General features: G+C 61.3%; 18 protein-coding genes. 4 read left to right on the top strand and 14 right to left on the bottom strand.

The genetic code is table 11. From position 1 onward, the window contains the following. Positions 1 to 102 precede the first annotated feature (102 nt). From JK358_RS38380 to JK358_RS38350, 7 genes are all read right to left on the bottom strand, one after another. Entirely contained in the window at positions 103 to 1,284 is a 1,182-nt protein-coding gene (locus JK358_RS38380) for an MFS transporter (protein ID WP_232852608.1), read from the bottom strand. A 200-nt stretch (positions 1,285 to 1,484) separates the two neighbouring features. After that, positions 1,485 to 2,657 carry an ATP-grasp domain-containing protein gene (locus JK358_RS38375; protein ID WP_201958708.1) on the bottom strand — a complete coding sequence of 391 codons (1,173 nt, stop codon included), beginning with the start codon at positions 2,655 to 2,657 and terminating at the stop codon, positions 1,485 to 1,487. A 98-nt stretch (positions 2,658 to 2,755) separates the two neighbouring features. Further along, the gene (locus JK358_RS38370) at positions 2,756 to 3,982 is read right to left on the bottom strand and encodes an ATP-grasp domain-containing protein (protein ID WP_201958706.1); all 1,227 of its coding nucleotides are present in this window, start codon (positions 3,980 to 3,982) and stop codon (positions 2,756 to 2,758) included. Between the two features lie 1,056 nt (positions 3,983 to 5,038). Continuing rightward, positions 5,039 to 6,052, bottom strand: coding sequence for a 2-hydroxyacid dehydrogenase (locus JK358_RS38365; RefSeq protein WP_201958704.1), 1,014 nt, complete (start codon positions 6,050 to 6,052; stop codon positions 5,039 to 5,041). Next, positions 6,049 to 7,230, bottom strand: coding sequence for a pyridoxal phosphate-dependent aminotransferase (locus tag JK358_RS38360; RefSeq protein WP_201958702.1), 1,182 nt, complete (start codon positions 7,228 to 7,230; stop codon positions 6,049 to 6,051). Before JK358_RS38360 ends, JK358_RS38365 begins: the two co-directional genes overlap by 4 nt. Positions 7,231 to 7,249: 19 nt before the next feature. Further along, a complete protein-coding gene (locus tag JK358_RS38355) occupies positions 7,250 to 8,107 on the bottom strand; it encodes a hypothetical protein (protein ID WP_201958692.1) in 858 nt (285 codons plus the stop codon). Between the two features lie 267 nt (positions 8,108 to 8,374). Further along, positions 8,375 to 9,616, bottom strand: a complete 1,242-nt coding sequence (locus JK358_RS38350; protein WP_201958690.1) for an MFS transporter — start codon at positions 9,614 to 9,616, stop codon at positions 8,375 to 8,377. A gap of 457 nt (positions 9,617 to 10,073) precedes the next feature. On the opposite strand from JK358_RS38350, the gene JK358_RS38345 reads away from it, so the two are divergent. The 3 genes from JK358_RS38345 (at position 10,074) to JK358_RS38335 (ending at position 12,336) form a co-directional block, all read left to right on the top strand. Further along, a complete protein-coding gene (locus JK358_RS38345) occupies positions 10,074 to 10,838 on the top strand; it encodes a class I SAM-dependent methyltransferase (RefSeq protein WP_201958687.1) in 765 nt (254 codons plus the stop codon). Positions 10,839 to 11,396: 558 nt separating this feature from the next. After that, entirely contained in the window at positions 11,397 to 11,738 is a 342-nt protein-coding gene (locus tag JK358_RS38340) for a hypothetical protein (protein ID WP_201958686.1), read from the top strand. Between the two features lie 64 nt (positions 11,739 to 11,802). Beyond that, a complete protein-coding gene (locus JK358_RS38335) occupies positions 11,803 to 12,336 on the top strand; it encodes a hypothetical protein (RefSeq protein WP_201958684.1) in 534 nt (177 codons plus the stop codon). Between the two features lie 554 nt (positions 12,337 to 12,890). Here JK358_RS38335 and JK358_RS40240 read toward each other — a convergent pair. From JK358_RS40240 to JK358_RS38305, 7 genes are all read right to left on the bottom strand, one after another. Then, complete coding sequence (locus tag JK358_RS40240; protein ID WP_269811993.1) at positions 12,891 to 13,019, bottom strand: hypothetical protein; 129 nt, start codon at positions 13,017 to 13,019, stop codon at positions 12,891 to 12,893. Positions 13,020 to 13,338: 319 nt separating this feature from the next. Further along, on the bottom strand, positions 13,339 to 13,815 hold the full coding sequence (locus JK358_RS38330; protein WP_232852607.1) for an MFS transporter: 477 nt from the start codon (positions 13,813 to 13,815) through the stop codon (positions 13,339 to 13,341). 316 nt (positions 13,816 to 14,131) lie between these two features. Beyond that, entirely contained in the window at positions 14,132 to 15,040 is a 909-nt protein-coding gene (locus tag JK358_RS38325) for an IS5 family transposase (protein ID WP_232852606.1), read from the bottom strand. Positions 15,041 to 15,165: 125 nt separating this feature from the next. Then, on the bottom strand, positions 15,166 to 15,711 hold the full coding sequence (locus tag JK358_RS38320; RefSeq protein ID WP_201958681.1) for a hypothetical protein: 546 nt from the start codon (positions 15,709 to 15,711) through the stop codon (positions 15,166 to 15,168). Positions 15,712 to 15,787: 76 nt separating this feature from the next. Then, positions 15,788 to 16,249 carry an MFS transporter gene (locus JK358_RS38315; protein ID WP_201958679.1) on the bottom strand — a complete coding sequence of 154 codons (462 nt, stop codon included), beginning with the start codon at positions 16,247 to 16,249 and terminating at the stop codon, positions 15,788 to 15,790. Between the two features lie 70 nt (positions 16,250 to 16,319). Beyond that, a complete protein-coding gene (locus tag JK358_RS38310; protein WP_201958671.1) occupies positions 16,320 to 16,709 on the bottom strand; it encodes a hypothetical protein in 390 nt (129 codons plus the stop codon). 2 nt (positions 16,710 to 16,711) lie between these two features. Then, positions 16,712 to 17,308, bottom strand: coding sequence for an L-histidine N(alpha)-methyltransferase (locus JK358_RS38305; protein ID WP_201958669.1), 597 nt, complete (start codon positions 17,306 to 17,308; stop codon positions 16,712 to 16,714). A 302-nt stretch (positions 17,309 to 17,610) separates the two neighbouring features. Between JK358_RS38305 and JK358_RS38300 the strand changes: the two genes are divergently transcribed. Beyond that, positions 17,611 to 18,506, top strand: an 896-nt coding sequence (locus tag JK358_RS38300) for an ATP-grasp domain-containing protein (protein ID WP_201958667.1), incomplete at its 3' end; no start/stop codon positions are given.

The following is an 18,506-nucleotide window of genomic DNA, read 5'->3' as shown; positions in this document are numbered from 1 at the left end:
AAGCCCCCGCCAGCGGGGAGTGCAGCAGGGCGCGGCGATAGACCACACCCCGTTCCCGCCAACCACGCGGCACCCACCGAGACCGAGGCGGGGCCGCACTGTTCAGACGCGGACATCGACGCGCGCCTCGCTGAGAAGGTATCGATTCCTGGTTGAGGCACCCCATCCGATGACCAGCGGAGCCACCGCGCCGGCAGAGAGCAGCAAAAGCCCCACGACCAGCCACCCCGGCGCCTTCCACCCCAGACACAGCCAGGTCAGCAGAGCCGGGCCGATACAGTCCGACATCCGCAACCCGACGCTGAACACACCCAGATACTGGCCGATCGCCGACGCCGGGGCCAGGGTGTTCGCCGCCTCGAATCCTCCTGCGGTCTGCCACAACTCACCCACACTCAGCGCCGTCACCCCCGCCGCGACGAACAGCACCCCGACCAGCCCCGACTCCCCCGCCGACAAACCGAGCATTGTGCACGCCACGAAAAACGCCCATCCCGCCCGCCGCAACGCCACCCCCGCCGACACCAGCGTGTTCACGCGGCGACCCACGCGCACCTGGAAACACACGACGATGACCGTGTTCAGGACGAACGCACTCGGAGCCGTCCAGGTCGGCAACTGCGCACATTGCATGATCCACAGCGGGACGATGACGTTCAAGATCCGATACTGCAGCGACAACACCGAATCCACCGCGGTCAGCGCCAGATACGGACGATCACGCAACACCAGCCAGTGACTCGGGCCCGCGCCATCGGCGCTCGGCCGCAACACAGGCAACCGCCGAACCAGCAGCGCGGCCCCGAACAGGCACACCGCACTGGACCCGATCAGAATCCCGTACGCAGCGATCGAATCGAAATGCGCGACCGCCACCGACGCCGTCGCCCCCACCGCCACACCGACATTGAACACCGACCGGATATAGGCCCGGAACTCACCTACCCCGTCGACGACGATCCTGTTGATCACCGGGCCGGTCACCACCACCGCGGCCGCCCGACCACAGGTTGACACGACTACCACAACCACGAACCCCGCAAACTCGCGCACCGCAAGAAAACCCAACGTCGCAACCCCGGCCACGGACAACGTCATCCACATCACAATCCTCGGCCCGAACCGATCCGAGAGCCGACCCGCCGCGACCCCGCCACACACACCCGCCAAACCCGCGATGCTCAAACCGACACCGAGCTGCGCCGGCGAAATCCCCGCGATCCGCGTGAAATACACCACCCCCGACGACAAATAGATGCCACTCGAGATCGAGGTCACCAACATGATCAGCGCCAGCGCGCGGCGCGCATGCCTGTCGGGAGAATCGTCGTCACCGCTCCGAACCCGTCGCGCCCCACTGCGGCGGTGAACCGGCGCCCGGTGGCGGCCGCCTCGCACGGCCCGGTGACGTCCCCGCTGTAGGGGTCGGTGCAGCCGGTGATCGGCGTTGCGTGCCGGAGGCGAAACCGGCACAGGTGTGCGTGTCATTCCTGTGGCACACAGATCATGTGGAACCCCGCCCTGGCCTGGGCGATCGAATCCATCACCTGCACCGTCGAATCACCGCGGAACCGGAACGCCGCGCCCACTCCGACATAGCCCTCGCTGGCGGTGATGACCGCGCCCCGCGCGGGCACCTCACCGTCGTAGAGCGTTCGGCCGAGCGCAGGAGTGATCTCGAGACCGGAATCGATCACCACACACGGCGGCGGTACCGAGGGCCTGATGACGACGAAACCACCTACCACATCCTCCGGGAACACGTGCGGCTCGGGAGTACGCCCCAGCTGGATATCGAGCGAGGCGCCGAGCAGATCGAACTGGTGTACATCACGCCAGATGTAGGCGATCTCGGTACCACCCACCCGAGCGGCGACCTCGAGAAACCGCAGCTGTGGCCGGCCCGAATCGTCGTAGCCCAGAAAGTATTCCAGATGAAACGCCTGCGGCCGCCCTTTGCTCAGCGCCAGGCACACCGCGACGGCCAATTCCTCGGCCTGCGCTCGTAGTGCCGGATCGTCGAGCTCCACCGAACCCAGCGTCGCGCCTCCGGTGGCAAACGACAGACAGGTATCGACATAACGCGACACCCGCCACGCCGCCAGCTCCGTCCCGGTCCAGATCCCATCGATATGGCCGACCGGATCCGGGCAGAAACGTTGCACCAGAAACGGTTCCGCACTCAGATCCGGCAGCGCCGCCAGCTCGCCATGTGACTCGATGATCACCACATCACGGCTCGTCGCACCCAACCGCGGCTTGACCACCACTGGAAACCCGTGTGCCTCAGCGAAGCTCGCCACCTCGGTGTCCGTGCGCACCTCCCCGAACTCCGGGACATCGACACCCGCAGCCTGCACAGCCTCACACATGACCAACTTGTCGCGGAACCAGACCACATGCTCAGGAAGATCACCGTCCACCCCGAACTCCATCCGCAGCGCGGCCGCAGTCATCAAGTCGTACTCACCCCGGGCGATGATCCGTTCGGGCCGCCCGTAAGTCGAGACGAGGTCACGCACCGCCTTCGCCGCGTAGGCCAGGTCCTCGATGACGATCACCGCGGTGGCCTCGGGTGGCACTGTGCGCTGCGCACTGCGGATCGTCACGTACGTGACTGCGTACTGGCTGTGGTCGATCCGCTCGGCGAACGGCATCGCGATACCCGGCGCACGATGCAAGACCACGATATGAGGCTTCATTGACTGCTCGAATCTACTTGTCCAACACTGAAATAACAGAGAGGGCTCTGAGCTCAGAGCGCCGCGACAGAACGCGCGGGAACGCACTGCAACCGCAGGCCTGCCGCGGTACGGCGAATAGAGGATTCCACCGCGGCCGTGGACGGCCCGACGAAGCGGAAGCGCGCGCCACAATGTTCATATCCCGACGTCGCGGGAATCACTGCGTGAAGCTGCGGCAGCACCCGCGCGTACGGACCGACCTCGCCCGCAGGCAGATCCAGCGCGACCCCGGTCACCACACACGGTCGCGAAACCGGGGTCGGAACCAACATCCAACCCCCGATCACGCCACTGTCGAACTCGGGAAAAGCCGGTGGCCGTCCCATCTGCAAATCGGCTGCCACCGCGAACAGGTCACGCTCGTGGATTTCGTGCCAGATGAACGGAATCTCCGCACCGCCGACCCGCGCCCCGATCTCCAGGAAACTCAGAGCCGCGCCGTTCTCCCCATCGAGGAACACCTCCAGATGGAACACGAACGGGTCCGCGCTCATCGCCGCGCACACCCGCGCGGTGAAATCACCCAGGCGCTGTATCAACGCCGGGTCATCGATCTCCACCGACGCGTACGGGAGCCCAGCCAAGTACTCCGAGGGCGGCATCAGGCACCGCGACGCACGCCACCCACCCAACTGCTCGCCATCCCAGAAACCGTCGACATGACCGACCGGCGCCGCGCAAAACGACTGCACCACACGAGGTTCGACCGGCTCGAACGAGTAGGCATCGAGCTCGGCAGGGCCATTCAGCTTGACGAACCCACGACTGCCCGCACCTGAGCGCGGCTTCACCACCACCGGCCAACCATGCGTCCTCGCGAACCGGGACACGGCATCCTTGTCCGGCGCGTCAGCGAACGCCGGCAACGAAACACCCGCAGCGGCAATCATTTCCGACATGACCAGCTTGTCGCGAAACCGCAGAATCCGCTCCCACTGATCGCCGGGAACATCGAACTCGGCCCGCAACCGTGCCGCGGCTTCGAGATCGGACTCACTGAACGCCAAAATCCTTGCCGGAGCGCCGAATCGCTGAACCAGCTCGCGCGCGGCCAGACTCACCGCCGACACGTCCGACGTCTTATCCACGATCTCGACGGCGCACGCGGTCGGTGGCGCCGTCGAGGCGGAATACTCGGTACAGATGTAGCTGACGGCGTAATGGCCGTGATCAACGTAGTCTGTGTAGTGAACACAGCGATCACTCCACGGGCTGATCACCACGATGTGCTGCCTCATGACGTGCCTCTCAACCCGGCGACGACAGCACAGCAGGCCGCCATCTCGTATGAGCGAGTAGATGATTGCCGCTCGAACAACCGGTAGACGGTGCCCGAGCCGCGCTCTGATGGGCGCCGACAGTAGCAGTGGCATCAACAACGAAAGGCCGTTCCTTCTCGCTGATGAGAAGGAACGGATCCGTGAGCAACCGGCCCCTATCGTGCGGGGCGCTGATGCCGCGAGTCCGGTCATCGACGGGCAATCATGATGGCGTTACAGTCGAAAGTTGTTTGCTCCGATGGAATATCACCTCACCGGAAATGAGTCTCGACACAATGCGGATTGCAGATCATCGAGTTCCGGGGCCCGCTTCGCCAGCGCCCTGCATGACGAACTCGGTGGTATCGATCGGGGGGATGGAAGTGCGCGGACACGATGCCCGTGATCCTGATCGGTGCGACCTGCCGCGAAAGAGCTTCAGCCCCTGTGATTCTCACTGCACGGACGTGACGAGTAGTGGAACAGGCCCTCCCCGGGACTGGAAGTGGAGGGCCTGTCAGGGCAAAGGATAGTTCAGGGAACGAGTCATCTGTTGCTGGTCAGATTCCCAGAAAACCACGAATCATCGACGCGCCAGCGAATAGATAGTTGACCACGGTAGAAACAATGTCGATGAGCATCGAATCTCCTTTCGTTGCAGGGTGTTTACCCTCGACAGCATATGTCAGGCAAACGAACCCTGACGCTGCGAGAATTCCCATCAGTGGGAGTAGTTCGTCGCGTGGGCATGGAGCCCGCGAGCCATCGAATATGCGAGCCCAATGAGGGGAAGCCGTCGCTCTCCGCGATCAACCACCGGGGAGCCGCCGAGGAGCAGTGGCTCCATGGTCGTCAGCGATCGACTGGACATGGCAGCGTGTCTCACGGGCCGTCGTACAAGTCGATACAGGTGTGAGCCTCGATCTGTGCTGCAAGCGATAGCTGGCTGGTGCTTCCGAATGCATGGAGGGTCTGCGCATGGCTGACACCCTCTGCTCTGGATGCGCACCTACCGCTGAGTAACAGCTCAAGTGCCTACGTCAGCCGGGATCGCCAGCGTGGATGACGACGGAACTCGGGATTGACGATGTTCGGGTCGGTCCCGGTCGAAAGCACGTTCCTGATCGACGAGAGGTTCGCAGCAAGCATCGCGCGACACGAATCTGCGGTGGCGCTGGCCGCATGAGGCGTCAATAGAAATCGATCCTCCCCTAATGCCAGCAGGCGATGTGGATCGTCATCGACCGCAGGCGGGGGTTGTATGTAGTAGCCATCCATCGCCGCCGCGCGCAGCCGGTTCTCGATCAGCGCGTTATGCAGTGCCTCTGGGTCGACGAGCCGCGGATCGGCGGCGTTCACGAGTACTGCACCAGGTCTGACCGTCCTGAGAAGAGCACTGTCGACCACGCCCTTCAGTCCATCACTGTAGGCGACATGCAAGCTGATGATCTGCGACAACGCAAAAAGGTCATCCAAACCGACACGGCGCGCAGAGAGCTCCGCCTCGATCTCCGGCTTGGGAGACCTGTTCGCGTAGACCACACGCATGCCAAACCCGTTGGTAGCGATTCTGGCGACAGTTGAACCGATACTCCCCATGCCGAAAACTCCCAGCGTCTTGCCGGCGAGCTCGAAACCTCTCACCTCCTCCCACCTCCCCACCTTTGTTCGAAGCGCTTGATGACTGATCGACCGGACGGAATCGAGGATCAAGCCGATCGAGAACTCGGCGACTGCGCGCCGGTTCGCGCCGGGCGCATTTGTGACGGCAATGCCCGCAGCCGACGCGGCGCCGACATCTATGAAGGAGTGGTAGCCGACACCGAGAAAAGCGATCACCCGGGTTCGCGCAGTCGCGGAGAGAACCGTAGCTGACACGTATTCATTGCCACCCAGAATGAAGGCGTCTTTATCGGCGAGCGCTCTAGAAAGCTCGGCCTCACCGAGTGTCTGCTCGATTACCTCGACATCGAGACCGTCATGTTCGATGGATGCTAATTCGGCGGAGCTCAACATGCTGCCTGTTACCAGGGCGCGGTGCCTGCTCATCGCTGGTATGTCCTACTCTGGTTCGACGTAGCGGAGTTGTGAAACGATTGCGCTGTCGCGGACAACAGTCGTCCTCCGGTTGCTACCAGTTCAGGATCACGGGCCAGTGCGATCCGAATCATTCGACGTCCGCGGTCTCGTTCGGTCCAGTAGAAATTGGTACCCGGCAGTACCTGCACGCCCTGATCCGCCGCCGCAGCGATGAATCTCTCGCAGTCCGGACCTGTTCGTAGCTCGACCCAATCAACCGAAATCGGGCTGTCGAGACTGGTAGCAAATCGAAAGTGCTCAATGTTCAACTCGGTGCGAAGTATCGTCCTGCTGTCACGGATCGCCGATTGTAATGTCCCGGCGAGGCCCTGCGACAGACTGTCGTCTGCGAACTCGGACAAGACCCTCAGCTGAAACGGCGACACGCCTTGAAGAAGGTCATCGTGCTGACGGTACATCTCAGTGAACATATCCGTGCTACACACTGCGATTCCGACCTTCATTCCGCTGGTTGGCCAGGTTTTGCCCGTGTCCTCCAGCACGACGTAGGACACCTGCGAATGCTCGAGAATTTCGTATAGAGACCAGGAGGGTCGCCGAAAGAATCGAAAAGCGGCGTCGATCACAAGCGTACAATAGTTCTCTGTGCACCATTCGACCAGGGTGAGGAAACAGGACCGATCGATCATCCATCCGGTTGGATTGTTTGGGGATATCAGCCAGACCACATCCGGTTGCGTTTCAGTGAATGCGGTGCCGATATTATCGGTGCGGAAATCCTGCTCTCGGATTGGGATCAGAGTGACGCGTTCGCGGCGCAGAATCGACGGAATACTGTCGTAGGTAGGTTCTAGCAGGGCTACTGTCTTTCCTCGAATGGCACAGTAGCTAGCAACCATGGTAATTGCACACGACGCGGAGTAGGAGAACATGCACCGCGACGCATCCGGGATCTGCGGCTCACCTGCCAGTTGGAGATAGCGGCCGATGAATTCGCGCTCCAGATCAGGAAGGCGAGTTCGTCTGGCCTCGGCGAAGAGTTGCGGAAGACGCTCGATGATGGACGCCTGAGAATCGGTGAGCGATATCCTGCAATATGCGTCGGAGAGGTTCACATTCCCGGCGGCAAGACCCAACCTCTCGTACGAGGTATTCGTAATATTCGATAGATTTCCGAATGCGCTCATGCTATCCCTGCTCACCGTGCTAAAGTCTCCTGCCTTCCGTGGTCGACGATCGATACGGGAGGTCATTTGTGCGATTTACTGGCGAGCGCCGAAGAACGCACCAGACATTCTTCTCCCGGTAGACCAGTCTGCCGTCTCGCTCTTGGTAGATGAATCCGGTTTCGTTGACCCACCACGCGGGCCCGTCGGGAGAATGCAACAGCGCCCAGTCGGATTGTTTCGAGGACATGAATTGATATTCCTCGATTTCGACAACCATGGCGTTGTCGACTATTTGCGTTATCTCCATCCCGAGGCAGGTTGTGAGGGTGCGCAACCAAGGGTCGAGCGGACTTCCATCGGCTCGTCGTGATAGTGCGTACTGATCGAATTCTGGAATCGGTGCGCCGGATCGGTGAGCATCGATCACCGATTTACTGTACATGTTAGGTCTGGCGGGAACGATGACGAACTCCAGATTCAGGCGCTCTGCGAGTAGTGAGACGCCGCGCAGCAGCGTCTTGGCGAGATTCCGTCCCCTGCTCGCTGGAGCGACGCTCAGCGATAATAAGCATAGGGTGTTGCCATCAGATCGATATGTCTCCCGGCATGTTTGTTCGTTGCCCGCCACGTCGTGCCAAGTGCCGAGACTTCCGGTTTCACCGTTCCAATCGATGCGATTTGTCGTCACTATCGCGCACAGCTCACCTTCTTCGGTGGCGATGCACAGCTGGCCCTCAGGAAATACCTCCATACGAGTTTTCAACGCCCCCGGCGGTGCCGTCAAAAAAGGCATCCAGCACATTCCGTCGAGCCTGTGAATCTCGATTGCCTCCAGGTCGCCCTTGCTGTGAAGAAAGTCTCCCCACGTACTAATCACAGCTTTCGATTCCTTCAATCCCGAAACTTTCACTCTACGGAAAGGGGACATCCACGATGCCGCTGGCCCTTTCATTTTCCAGCCTTGCCACATTAGTTGGACGAACAAGGACATAGGACAGCCGAACAGCTGCACTACTTCGCATTGAACCGTGTTCCCCAACCTGGGAACGGGTTGTGCTCATCGTCCAAGCCGTTCGCTCAGGTGTGCCGCCGCCGCGAGCGCGGGGCTGTCAAGAGAGGTGGTTCAGCCACCTGTATGGACCCCTCGGCAGCGTTACACGATTCAGGACTGGTCCCGCTGGCCTGACCAGGGCGTGCCCGTCAGTGCGCGGGCAGGGGTCCTTCGCAGCGACGAAGCTCCCTTCCATGTGATGACCACGGCAAGAGAGGCGAACGTGATCGACACAAGAAACATCAACGGATCTCGACCAAGATCGCCGACCCAGCCCTGAAGAGCGGTGCCCGCAGCAACCCCCAATCCCGTGCCCGCAGTGATCCACGACAGCGTCAAGGTGAGCGATTTCCTCGGACTGATCTGCTCGGCCAGTCCGGTCATGATGGCCATCGTCGGTGCCATGGCCGTACCGCTGATCGCAAGGAGGACGGCCATCTGAGTCAGATCGCGAACGAACAGCAAGGGCAGGATTCCCGCCCACACGATCGTGACCGCGACGGCGAACTGTCTACTGGTGGCAAGCGTATGTCGTGACGCCCCATACAAGGCGCCGCCGATGGCGCTCGCCCCTGCCCACAAGCCCAGGGCTATCAAACCGATCTGCTCATGGCCACGTCTGACCGCGAACGTGATCACCGCGACATCCAGCGCGCCCAGCATCCCACCGAAGCTGAAGGATGTCGCGAAGAGCACCGGCATTCCACGGACAGCCAACACCAAGTTCTGCCTCTGCGGGCTGAGCAGGTCGATGGGTGGTTCGGTGCCCGGCTGCGCCGACAACCACAGCATTCCCACCAGGGTGGTGATCACGACAGCGGGGAGTCCGACATGCGGGTTCGCCAGATGGAGAAACCCCATCACCGGTGGGCCGGCCACGAAGATGAGCTCCTCGAGAGAAGCATCCATCGAGTACGCGACACCCAAGTTGGGCGACCCCGCGTGCAACACGGTCCAACGTGCCCGAACCATCGCAGGAGCCGGAGGGATACCCGACCCTGTGATCGCCGCGGCAAACAGGAGATCCGGCAAGGATGACTCCGTGTAGGAGAACAGCAACAAACCGAACGCACCGACGGCCAGGATCGCTGAGGTGCGATGCAGGACCCACCTCTGACCTTGGAGGTCGGCCAGCCTGCCCCAGAAAACCCCGCCCAGCGCGGCACACACCATGTACATCGCACACGTGATGCCCGCAGACGCATAGCCACCGTGCGTCGCGGCGACAAGTTGCAATATGCCCAAACCAACAGTGGACACGCTGGCTCTGGCCATTACGCCCGACACCGCGAGAGCTCGCGCGCCGGCCGGAGCCAGAACCCGTCGATAGTTGTCCCATGCGAAGAAGCCCATTGCTCCGCCTCGGAGTAGCCCGACATTGCGCGCGCCCGCTCGCGCGGGCTCAGCAGCCCAGCACTGTATCGAGGTGGAGTACTGGTTCTCATGGATGGGAACGGTCGACCCGTCTCGCTGGAGCCTCAGCCCACGACCCGACAAGTTGAGTGTCGACTCAGTGTCATCACTTCGACTGGCTCCGCGAAGCCCCGATCCGGCCCGTCGTGAATAGCTCCAAGATACTCCTCTGCCATGGGAAGGGGTATTGTTGACCGTTTTCTCCATCAATTGCTACCCTGTCGGCCCGGCTCAACAATCGGTGAACAGGAAATCGAGGCTGTCGTGCTCCAAGAAGAAACGCCGGGGCCGACGAACGTCGCTGATTCCCGGCTCCGTTCGACGAATTGGAAGACACTCTGCAAATGTAGAGAGGTTCGGCGTGCGGGGATAGTATCAACAGAAGAGAGGTGATCGCTTGCGTGCTGAACACGGATGCGACAGCTATAGCAGGTGGGATGATTTCGATGCAATCGAATATGTCGAACGGAATTATGGGAACGGAATTTCTCCGGCCGATCGACAAATTATTGAATTCGTAATCTCGGAGATGGAAGGGCTGGGTGTAGGACGCACCAGCCTACTGACGGTTGCAGATGTCGGATCGGGTCCCAATCTGTACCCGGCCCTAATTGCAAGCTCCTACCTCGCGGACGGCGGTGTGATCGACCTGATCGACGCTGCACCTTTGAACCGCACCTACATGCGACGGTTGCTCGATGGCCGGGACGAACGAGGTCTTGAGCTGTGGCAGGAGTACGAGGAGTACATCCGCAGTCTCGGAGTCGCCGCTGATTTCCACCGAGTGGTCGAACTGTCCAACGTGATAAGAGGTGATATTCACGCCATAGCGTCGAACTCATATGATGCAGCTCTTTCATTCTTTGTCGGTGAATCGATAGGTGATAGTCTGATGGACTTCCGTAAGGCAACGGAATCTCTGATCGGATCTGTGAAAAGGGGCGGTATTTTCGTGGCTGCCCACATTATCGGATCTGACGGCTATTACGCTGGAACTGGAACTCGCTTTCCCGCGACAAATCTGACAATAGAACAGGTTCGAGATACCTATGACAGGTATGGATCTTGTCGCTATCACGTGGTCGCCGCAGGGGATGACGTCGTCGCACGCAAAGGACGCCTGGGCATGATGGTTGCAGTCGGCCGAAAAGTGGCAGGGTGAAAACAGGTTGCGGTCGTATGCGGAAGCAGCTCGAGCCACCCAAAACTCGAGTTCTGGCGTGTGGATTGAAGCGAGGTCCGACAGTAGGCACCCGGACGAGCGGAGCCCGCCGAAGTTCTCCCCGTGCTCGTCATTCACCGCGCAGCCCTGAACGACGGTCGATCATTCGAGTCCGGCCGCTCTCCATGTGACCATCCCGCGCTTCGGTTGACGGCAAGGCTTCCTGCTGCTGGGAAACTCGTTGTCGCATAGCTGATTAGGGGTCCTCTGATCAGGCCGGAGGCCGCTCCGGTCCACGTGACCGCGGCGTGGTCCGGGCAGTTCGTGTGACACCCTGCTACTCATGCAGAAGACTCGTGCGCGGAGTCCTGCAGTGGCATCTTGGGCAGGCACGCCCCGCCCGGTCCGGGGCGCAGATAGCCGGGTCGTTCTTCAGGTCCAGGCGCAGGCGATCGCGCTCATGCCACGGTGACCTTCGGCAAGAAGAAGCCACGCCTGCCGTAGCTGGGAAGAACATAGGATTCGCGTATCCATGGCGACCTCCTTAGGAGCGACACTGTGCCTTTTGCTGGGACATACGAACCCGAGGGTTCGACGGATCCTTTGCTGGTTTCACCAGAAAAAGCCAGGATGCTGGCGTGGAAGCTGCAGAGTTGCGCAGCCTCCCTCTCATCTGCGTATGCGCTCGACCAGGACGATCGAATACGACTCGAAACCACCTTGCATAACTCCTACTTTTATCTCGATATCGAGCGCTTTCTCGATGACCTGGCGTCATGTCTACCGTCTCTGGGCAGTGAATTGGGTGATCTCGGCGTTGACCTTGCCAGGAGCGTCGACATGCTCGTTTACGAAGACTACCGCGCGGCGGCTATCATCGACGACGTCAACCCTGATTGACTGGTGTGAAGTTATTGCCAAGCATCCAAGCAGTTTGCTACCCCCCTTCTTCAGTGAGTATCGGATGAACATAACCCCCAACATGGTATTAAGCTGGGATGTTGACATAGCGGAGCAGCACATCCGTAGGGCTCTGGATGCTGCCGCGAGAATTGGTTCGATATCTCGACTCGTCGACGCAGATGCGCGAGATTCGAGCTCGTACTATTCCGGCGCGGTCGGAAACTTCTTTCGGGATTCGATTGGAGAATGGACGAGAATATGTACTCTGAATCAGATTCTCTACTCCGGAGGAGCTGAACTTTTCCTCGGGCGCATCGAACTCATTCGAGCAAGCATCAGATCGCTCGAGGAAATCAGAGACCGAGCCCATGGGAATGATATCCCCCTGGTGATTTCTGACGAGGGATACGTCAAGCTGGCTGAACCGCTGCGCTTCTACCACTACGGAGCATTGTATCAATACATGACATTGTCTCTAATGATGAAGTTGAACTCCGAGCTAGAAAAGGTGATGGCTCCGATCCTTGAAGACGCGCGATGGGCCGAGGAAATGAGACGAAGCGCAGTGGGGTGGACCTACCGGACCTCGAGGTGATCTTCGCTGATCCGCCACCATCCCGAATTGCCCAGTTCGAGGTAGAACGATCGGCTCTATATTCAGGACGGCTGTGCCATGCCAGCCACCGCTGTCATGGCGGGAAACCTCGACGCTGTCCTGCACGACGGCCAGAAGCCTTCTTCGCGGCCACCGCTGTGCCAGTTCTGCAGCCGTCTGGGTCCCGCGAGTTGACCGTGCCGGCCGAAGAATTCGGCGAGTGTAACGCGAGGGGTTCAGGAGACCGCATGCCAGCTCGCAGCGTGGTCGTGGTGCCGCTGCAGGCTGTCGAGGCGTCGGCAGCTCCTTTGCGGCACCTTGGTCATCGCACCGGGCACGACGGAGGCAACCGCCAAGAGCGTGCAGGTCGCGGATCTCGCGCGGAACCTCAAAACCGCCCCCCACGACCGCGGATTCGATCCGTAGCCGAGCACGAAGTCGTCGACCTGGGCGTCGTTGTTGCCGAACTGCTTGCCTCACCGCGGCGCTGCAGCGCGCTCATGTACCGCGCCAAGCGAGCGCCTGTGTCCCGACGTTGCTGGGCCCGGAGATCGTCAACGCGTTACCGCCATGGCCCGTAAGGGTAGAAGGACCAGCGTGGTCTTGACGACGATTGAGGCGGCCAGGTCGACGTCGATGTTGAAGGTTTGGGCGAAGATCAACAGGTTCTGCGGGTTGGGCATGCCGCGATGATTACGAGGTAGGCCAGAGGTAGCCCCGGTGAGGCGAAATCCGTAGTGCACGACTGCGAATGCCAGTAACGGGAAGCCGCCGCATTTGACGCCGATGGTCGGTACTCGTCACGGCTCGCGCTGCGCCACCGCATCCTGCTACCGCCCAGGTGCAGTCCGAACGCGAACAGCGCGACCGGTGATGCGGCGGGCTCCGGCCATGCACACGCTGTCCAACAGCGGCGTGCTCGCCTCTACGACAAAGACATTGATGTAGTCGGTGGGAACATGGCGGTCGCGCCCCCGACTTGTGCCAAGAGCGCGGCGATGATCAGGACTGCCGGAGCATACGAACATGACGAGAAGCCAGAGGAGCAGAGCACACAACTACATACAGGCCGCCGGCTACGTACGCCACCAGGGAATGACTGGCCACCGCGGCCAGCGGAACCACCGCCAGCTGGCCCAGTGGTACCGCGACAAGAGAACCCAGCGTGTCGTAGGACGCAACACGTGACAACTCGCTGTTTCTGACATGGTGGCCCAGGCAGGTCTCCCAGGCGACGGCGAACACGCCCAGACCGATGCCCCCCAACAACGCGCCCGCGCTAAACAGGCCCAGGCTCGGTTCGAGCCCGACGAGTACCAACGGCACCGCTCCGACAATCGCGGCCGCCTGGCCCACACAAAGTAGATGGCGTACCTGTGTCCGGAACACGACGATCGAGCCAAGGACTATCCCGAGTCCGTTGCTGCTCATCGCGATTCCCCAACCGGCCGCGCCGTGACTCTGCTGAACGGTGAGCATGCCTATAACCGACCAGACACCCGCACGGACAGCATTGAGAATCAGAAAAGCAGTGACGACCGGGGAGATCCACCCGTAGCTGTGAAACGCCGACCAGCCGCCCCGGATATCGTGCACTAGTGTCGAACGCCCAAGCGCCGGTCCCCCGCTCGGCTCGTCCACAGCCGATAGAAGCCCGCAGGCCGCCCCAGCCAGAACCGCATCAACCGCAATGCCCCACCGTGCACCGACAGTGACCGCCACGAACCCACCGATCAAAGGGCCTGCGACTGCCGAGATATGCCTGGAGCAGACTAAGTGCCCGTGTACGAACTGATCATCTTGTCCGGGCGAGGCGGCGTCGCATCAGGATGATCATGGCCCACTGGACCATGGCTTCGTGGTGTTCGGGCAGGCGTTCGTAGTCGCGAACACAGCGGCGGTGCTGGAAGATCCACGCCAGCGTGCGCTCGACGACCCACCTGCGTGGGATGACTTCGAAGCCGGTGGCGTCGTCGCTGCGTTTGACGATCTCGATGGTGTAGCCGAGCGTGTGTCGGGCCCAGGTGACGAGTTTGCCGGCGTAGGCGCCGTCGGCCCAGATCAGGGAGATCTTCTCGAACCACTCCCGCAGCAGTGTCAGGGCCGTTCGGGCGCCGTCGCGGTCCTGGACGCTGGCGGCGGTGACGACCACTACGAGTAGTAACCCGATCGAGTCCACCAGGACGTGGCGTTTGCGACCTGCTACTTTCTTGCCCGCGTCCCATCCCCGGCTGGCTGAACCGACGGTTTCGGCGGCTCGCACCGATTGCGAGTCGATGACCGCCACGGTGGGCTCGGCGGCGCGGCCCTCGATCATGCGCACTCGTTCGCGCAAGTCGTTGTGGACCGCGAGGGTGAATCCGGCGCGGTTCCAGCGGGTGAGGATGGCATGGACTGTGCGCCAGGGGATTTCGTAGTCGCTGGGCAGGTTGCGCCACTTGATTCCGTTGTCGACGACGTAGCAGATGGCATCGATCACGGTGCGACGGCAGTACTTCTCCGGATGCCCGCCCCCGCCGTCGAGCCAGCTCGGCCACGGCAGAAGCGGGGCCAGAACCGCCCATTCGGCGTCGGTGGCATCGCAGGTATAGCGGCGTTTCCGGGGCGGTCGGTCGGTGCCGTGCCCGAATCGGCACGCCACACAGGCACAAGAGATTTCGGCGATCGGGATGCCAGTGATGATGTTTGCGGAGTAGAACGACATGGCGGGACCTAGTGGGTGACATGACGGGGTTGTGGTGATTCCGAGTGCACCACCAGGTCCCGCTCCGCAGGACCACTCCTGCACCGACGGTCGGCGAAAGTCCCGAACGACACGCAGAAAAGGTGTCAATCACCCACTACGCCAACCTCATTGGCGATCGTGAACTTCCCCGACGGCTGCTGATCAGCCCAGCCTCGCGCGACCAGGCGCTTCAACTTCGACCGCAGTCCTTCCACCTTCGCCCGATCGGTGGTCTCTATCCCCAATTCGGCGGCGACCCGCCCTGCCCGCATCCCATCGGCGGCCTCGGCCAGCACCGCCAGGATCTCGCCGTAGTCCTCCGGCAGCTCCGCCGTGGGGTCCATCCCAGCCACCCGCTGCGGCACCAACACCGCCCCGATCACCCTGCCGGCAGCCCGAACATGCTGCGACGCACCATCTTTCACTTCACCCTCGGCATCGGATCCGGCCGTCAGCCCATGCTGAGCATCGACCTCGGTCCTCTCGCCGAGGATCTCGTCCATCGTCTCGCGCGTGATCTGCAACCGCGACAACTGTTGCTCAGCGACCTCGAGTTGTTCGCTCAGCTCAGCGATCTGCCCGCGCAATGCCTCGACCCGCTCCGCGGTCACGGCCTCACGCCGGTCCAATTCCTCACGCCAGGACCCCATCGCCGCCTCCACCGCACCGCCCCCGGACTCGACGATAAGCCCTCACCCACCACCACGACTCAAAACCGCCAAGCCGCTACGCGATCAGTTCGTACACGAGCACTAACCAGGAGTTGGACTGATGAAGTTGCGGCTTCGACACCAGTCGAGGCGCGAGACTGCGGGCTGCGGGGTACGACAGCGCAGTCAAACCACCGTTGACGAACTGGAGGGCCGCCACCACCCCTATCGGATAACCGTCGGCCACGGCCACCGTCGCCAATTGGACCGCCGCCGAACCGCAGTGCGAGAACCGCAACAGCCGCGTTCGTGACGTGCGGTCGGCCAGCGATCCGCCCAGAACGACGACAGCTATCGTCGCGGCACTGAATGCGGCGAGAACAGCAGCGACATCACCAACACTCTCTGTACGCTCGAGGATCAGAACTGTCAGGCAGGTGTGGCCGATCGCCGCCCCGAGCAGTGCCGATGTTCTCGCGACGAGAAACGACCTAAATCTTGGTGGGCCGAGCAATTCTGCCGAGGGTCGTCTCACCACCGCTCCGAGGATGCAGGGACCACCGCAACTCCACGGTGGTCGGCACTGTCAAGCTCACACACGACCCGGCTCAACGGGCTGCGGGTTCGCGGCGTTGGCAGACCGTAAACGCGTAACCTGAATCTTCCAAGCGATAGGCTGGCACAGTCCTGAATCCAGCCCGAGTCATGGTCGCGGTGAAATCATCTCGATCGAAAATTCCCGCCCGAAGCAGCAGCAGAGCATCATCGGCATCGATATCCACAGCATGACCGGTACGGAAGGCCAGGCGAATATCGCGCGAGAAGCGTGCTCGCCGACCGACAGTAGAGGTGTCCTTGTCCCGGAACGTCTCAATCGTGTACATGTCGTCACTCAAGCCGAGCAGATGCAGAAACCCGCTGTGAAATCCGGGATCATGCAATCCGTCCGGCTCGTCACGGCGCATCACGGCATAGGTCTGCAGCAACAAATCATCCATGTTCATCCCCGACACACCAGCGACAACGCTGAATCGGGGTCGGGAAGATTGAACAAAGTGCCGCCCAGATGCAGCACAACCCGCTTGATGCGATCACCGGTCTTATCGTTGACTTGCTCCCCGATCCGGTCTCCGAAGCAGGATCGACTGAGGTCGAGTTCGACCGGGTCGAACGTCACTGTGCCATCGAACCATGCGGCCATGTTCTGCTCGACGATCCGAAGCATCTCCCGGCTGCTGTCAACGGCGACATACCGGTGCAGGCGGCCGGCGCCCAGCAGCCACTCGACGACAATTCGAGCAGGCAGGCCATTGCCGGCACCCAGATCGACTATCTCGACCTTTGCGTCATCGTGCCACAGTGACCCCAGGCGATCGAGGTTCTGCTCGAAAAACCTCCGGGTGACGGTATAGCTGTTCGTTGCAGCCGACGAATTCAGGAACGTGGTGTGCTCGTCCCATTTGTGCGCGCCCTCGCCGAAATAGGAAAACCGCAGGGGAACTTCCTGGCACTCCTTGATACTCGCAACGAGTTCGCTGATGTCGGCGGAGGACAATAGGGAGTAGACCGATGGGTGAGGCTGAGCGAGAACACGCATGACGACTTTCTGAACGCGGGCACGGTTGTCCAATGCATCGCACACCACGAGCACACGCCCGTCCCAGGTATCTCCTTGTGTATCGGCCCATTGAACGCAGGAGTTATAGCACACACCCGCCTCCGGCGGCGGGGTCTGAGCTTCCCGCTTGTGGGGATACCGTGCGCAGGTCACCCGGCAGCTTGCTCAGCAGACTGAGGCTGCAGGATGATTTCCCAACAGAAGGAAGGTGCCACCCTTTTGGCGACGCGTTCTCGCGGGCTCCGCGTACACGACAAACCCGATCCAAGACAGGGGGCAGAATGACCACTTCACCGTGTATCGCGATCGTCGACTCCTATGCGCCGACAAAAGCGTTGGTCGACCAATTCAAACGGTCGGGATGCAACGTGGTGCGCGTTCAAAGCGGTCGAGAAGTACCATTCGCCTTCCGGATCGGACAATATCGCCACACGGACTACGCGAACAATATCCTCAGCAACCTGATCCACGAGGGTGATCTGAGCCGGACCGCCGAGCAGACCGGGCGGTTTGCACCGGTCGCAGTGATTGCGGGCACCGAAACCGGCGTGGAGCTCGCCGACGCACTTTCCGAGAAAATCGGAACCCCAGGCAACGGCACAAAGCTCAGTGCGGCGCGCCGCGACAAGTACCTGATGAACGAAGCGCTACGTCATGCAGGAATCGCTGCTGTCCGGCAGATCAGGGCGCAAACCGAAGACGAGCTCGAAGAATGGCACCGCAAGAACGGGGGCCGTATCGTCGTGAAGCCCGTTGCCAGTGGTGGCGGCGACTCCGTCTTCTTCTGTGACACGCCGGAACAATCCGCCGAAGCGTTCACCAGGATCCACCGATCCGAGAACATCCTGTCGATGCGCAACTTCGGAGTCGTCGCGCAAGAATATCTGAGCGGCGTCGAGTATATGATCAACACCGTGAGTTGTCACGGTCTGCACCGAGTGTGTGAGATCTGGCGAACAACCCGCCTGACAGCCAACGGTGTGCTCGACCTGACCGAAGGCCAGCATCTTGTCAGAGAGATCGGCTCGGCAGAGCAGCGCCTGATCAATTACTCCCATAGGGTTCTCGATGTCCTCGGAATCATGTACGGTCCGGCGCACCTTGAAATGAAATCGACGTCTCGCGGCCCCGTCCTCCTGGAAGCAGGCGCACGACTCTGCGGCGGCAACCTCCCTTA

Origin of the sequence: Nocardia acididurans, from assembly GCF_016741815.1 — a bacterium.
Lineage (GTDB): Bacteria > Actinomycetota > Actinomycetes > Mycobacteriales > Mycobacteriaceae > Nocardia > Nocardia acididurans.
The sequence above is the reverse complement of the archived record's forward strand: the minus strand, read 5'-3'. Positions and strand labels throughout refer to the sequence as shown.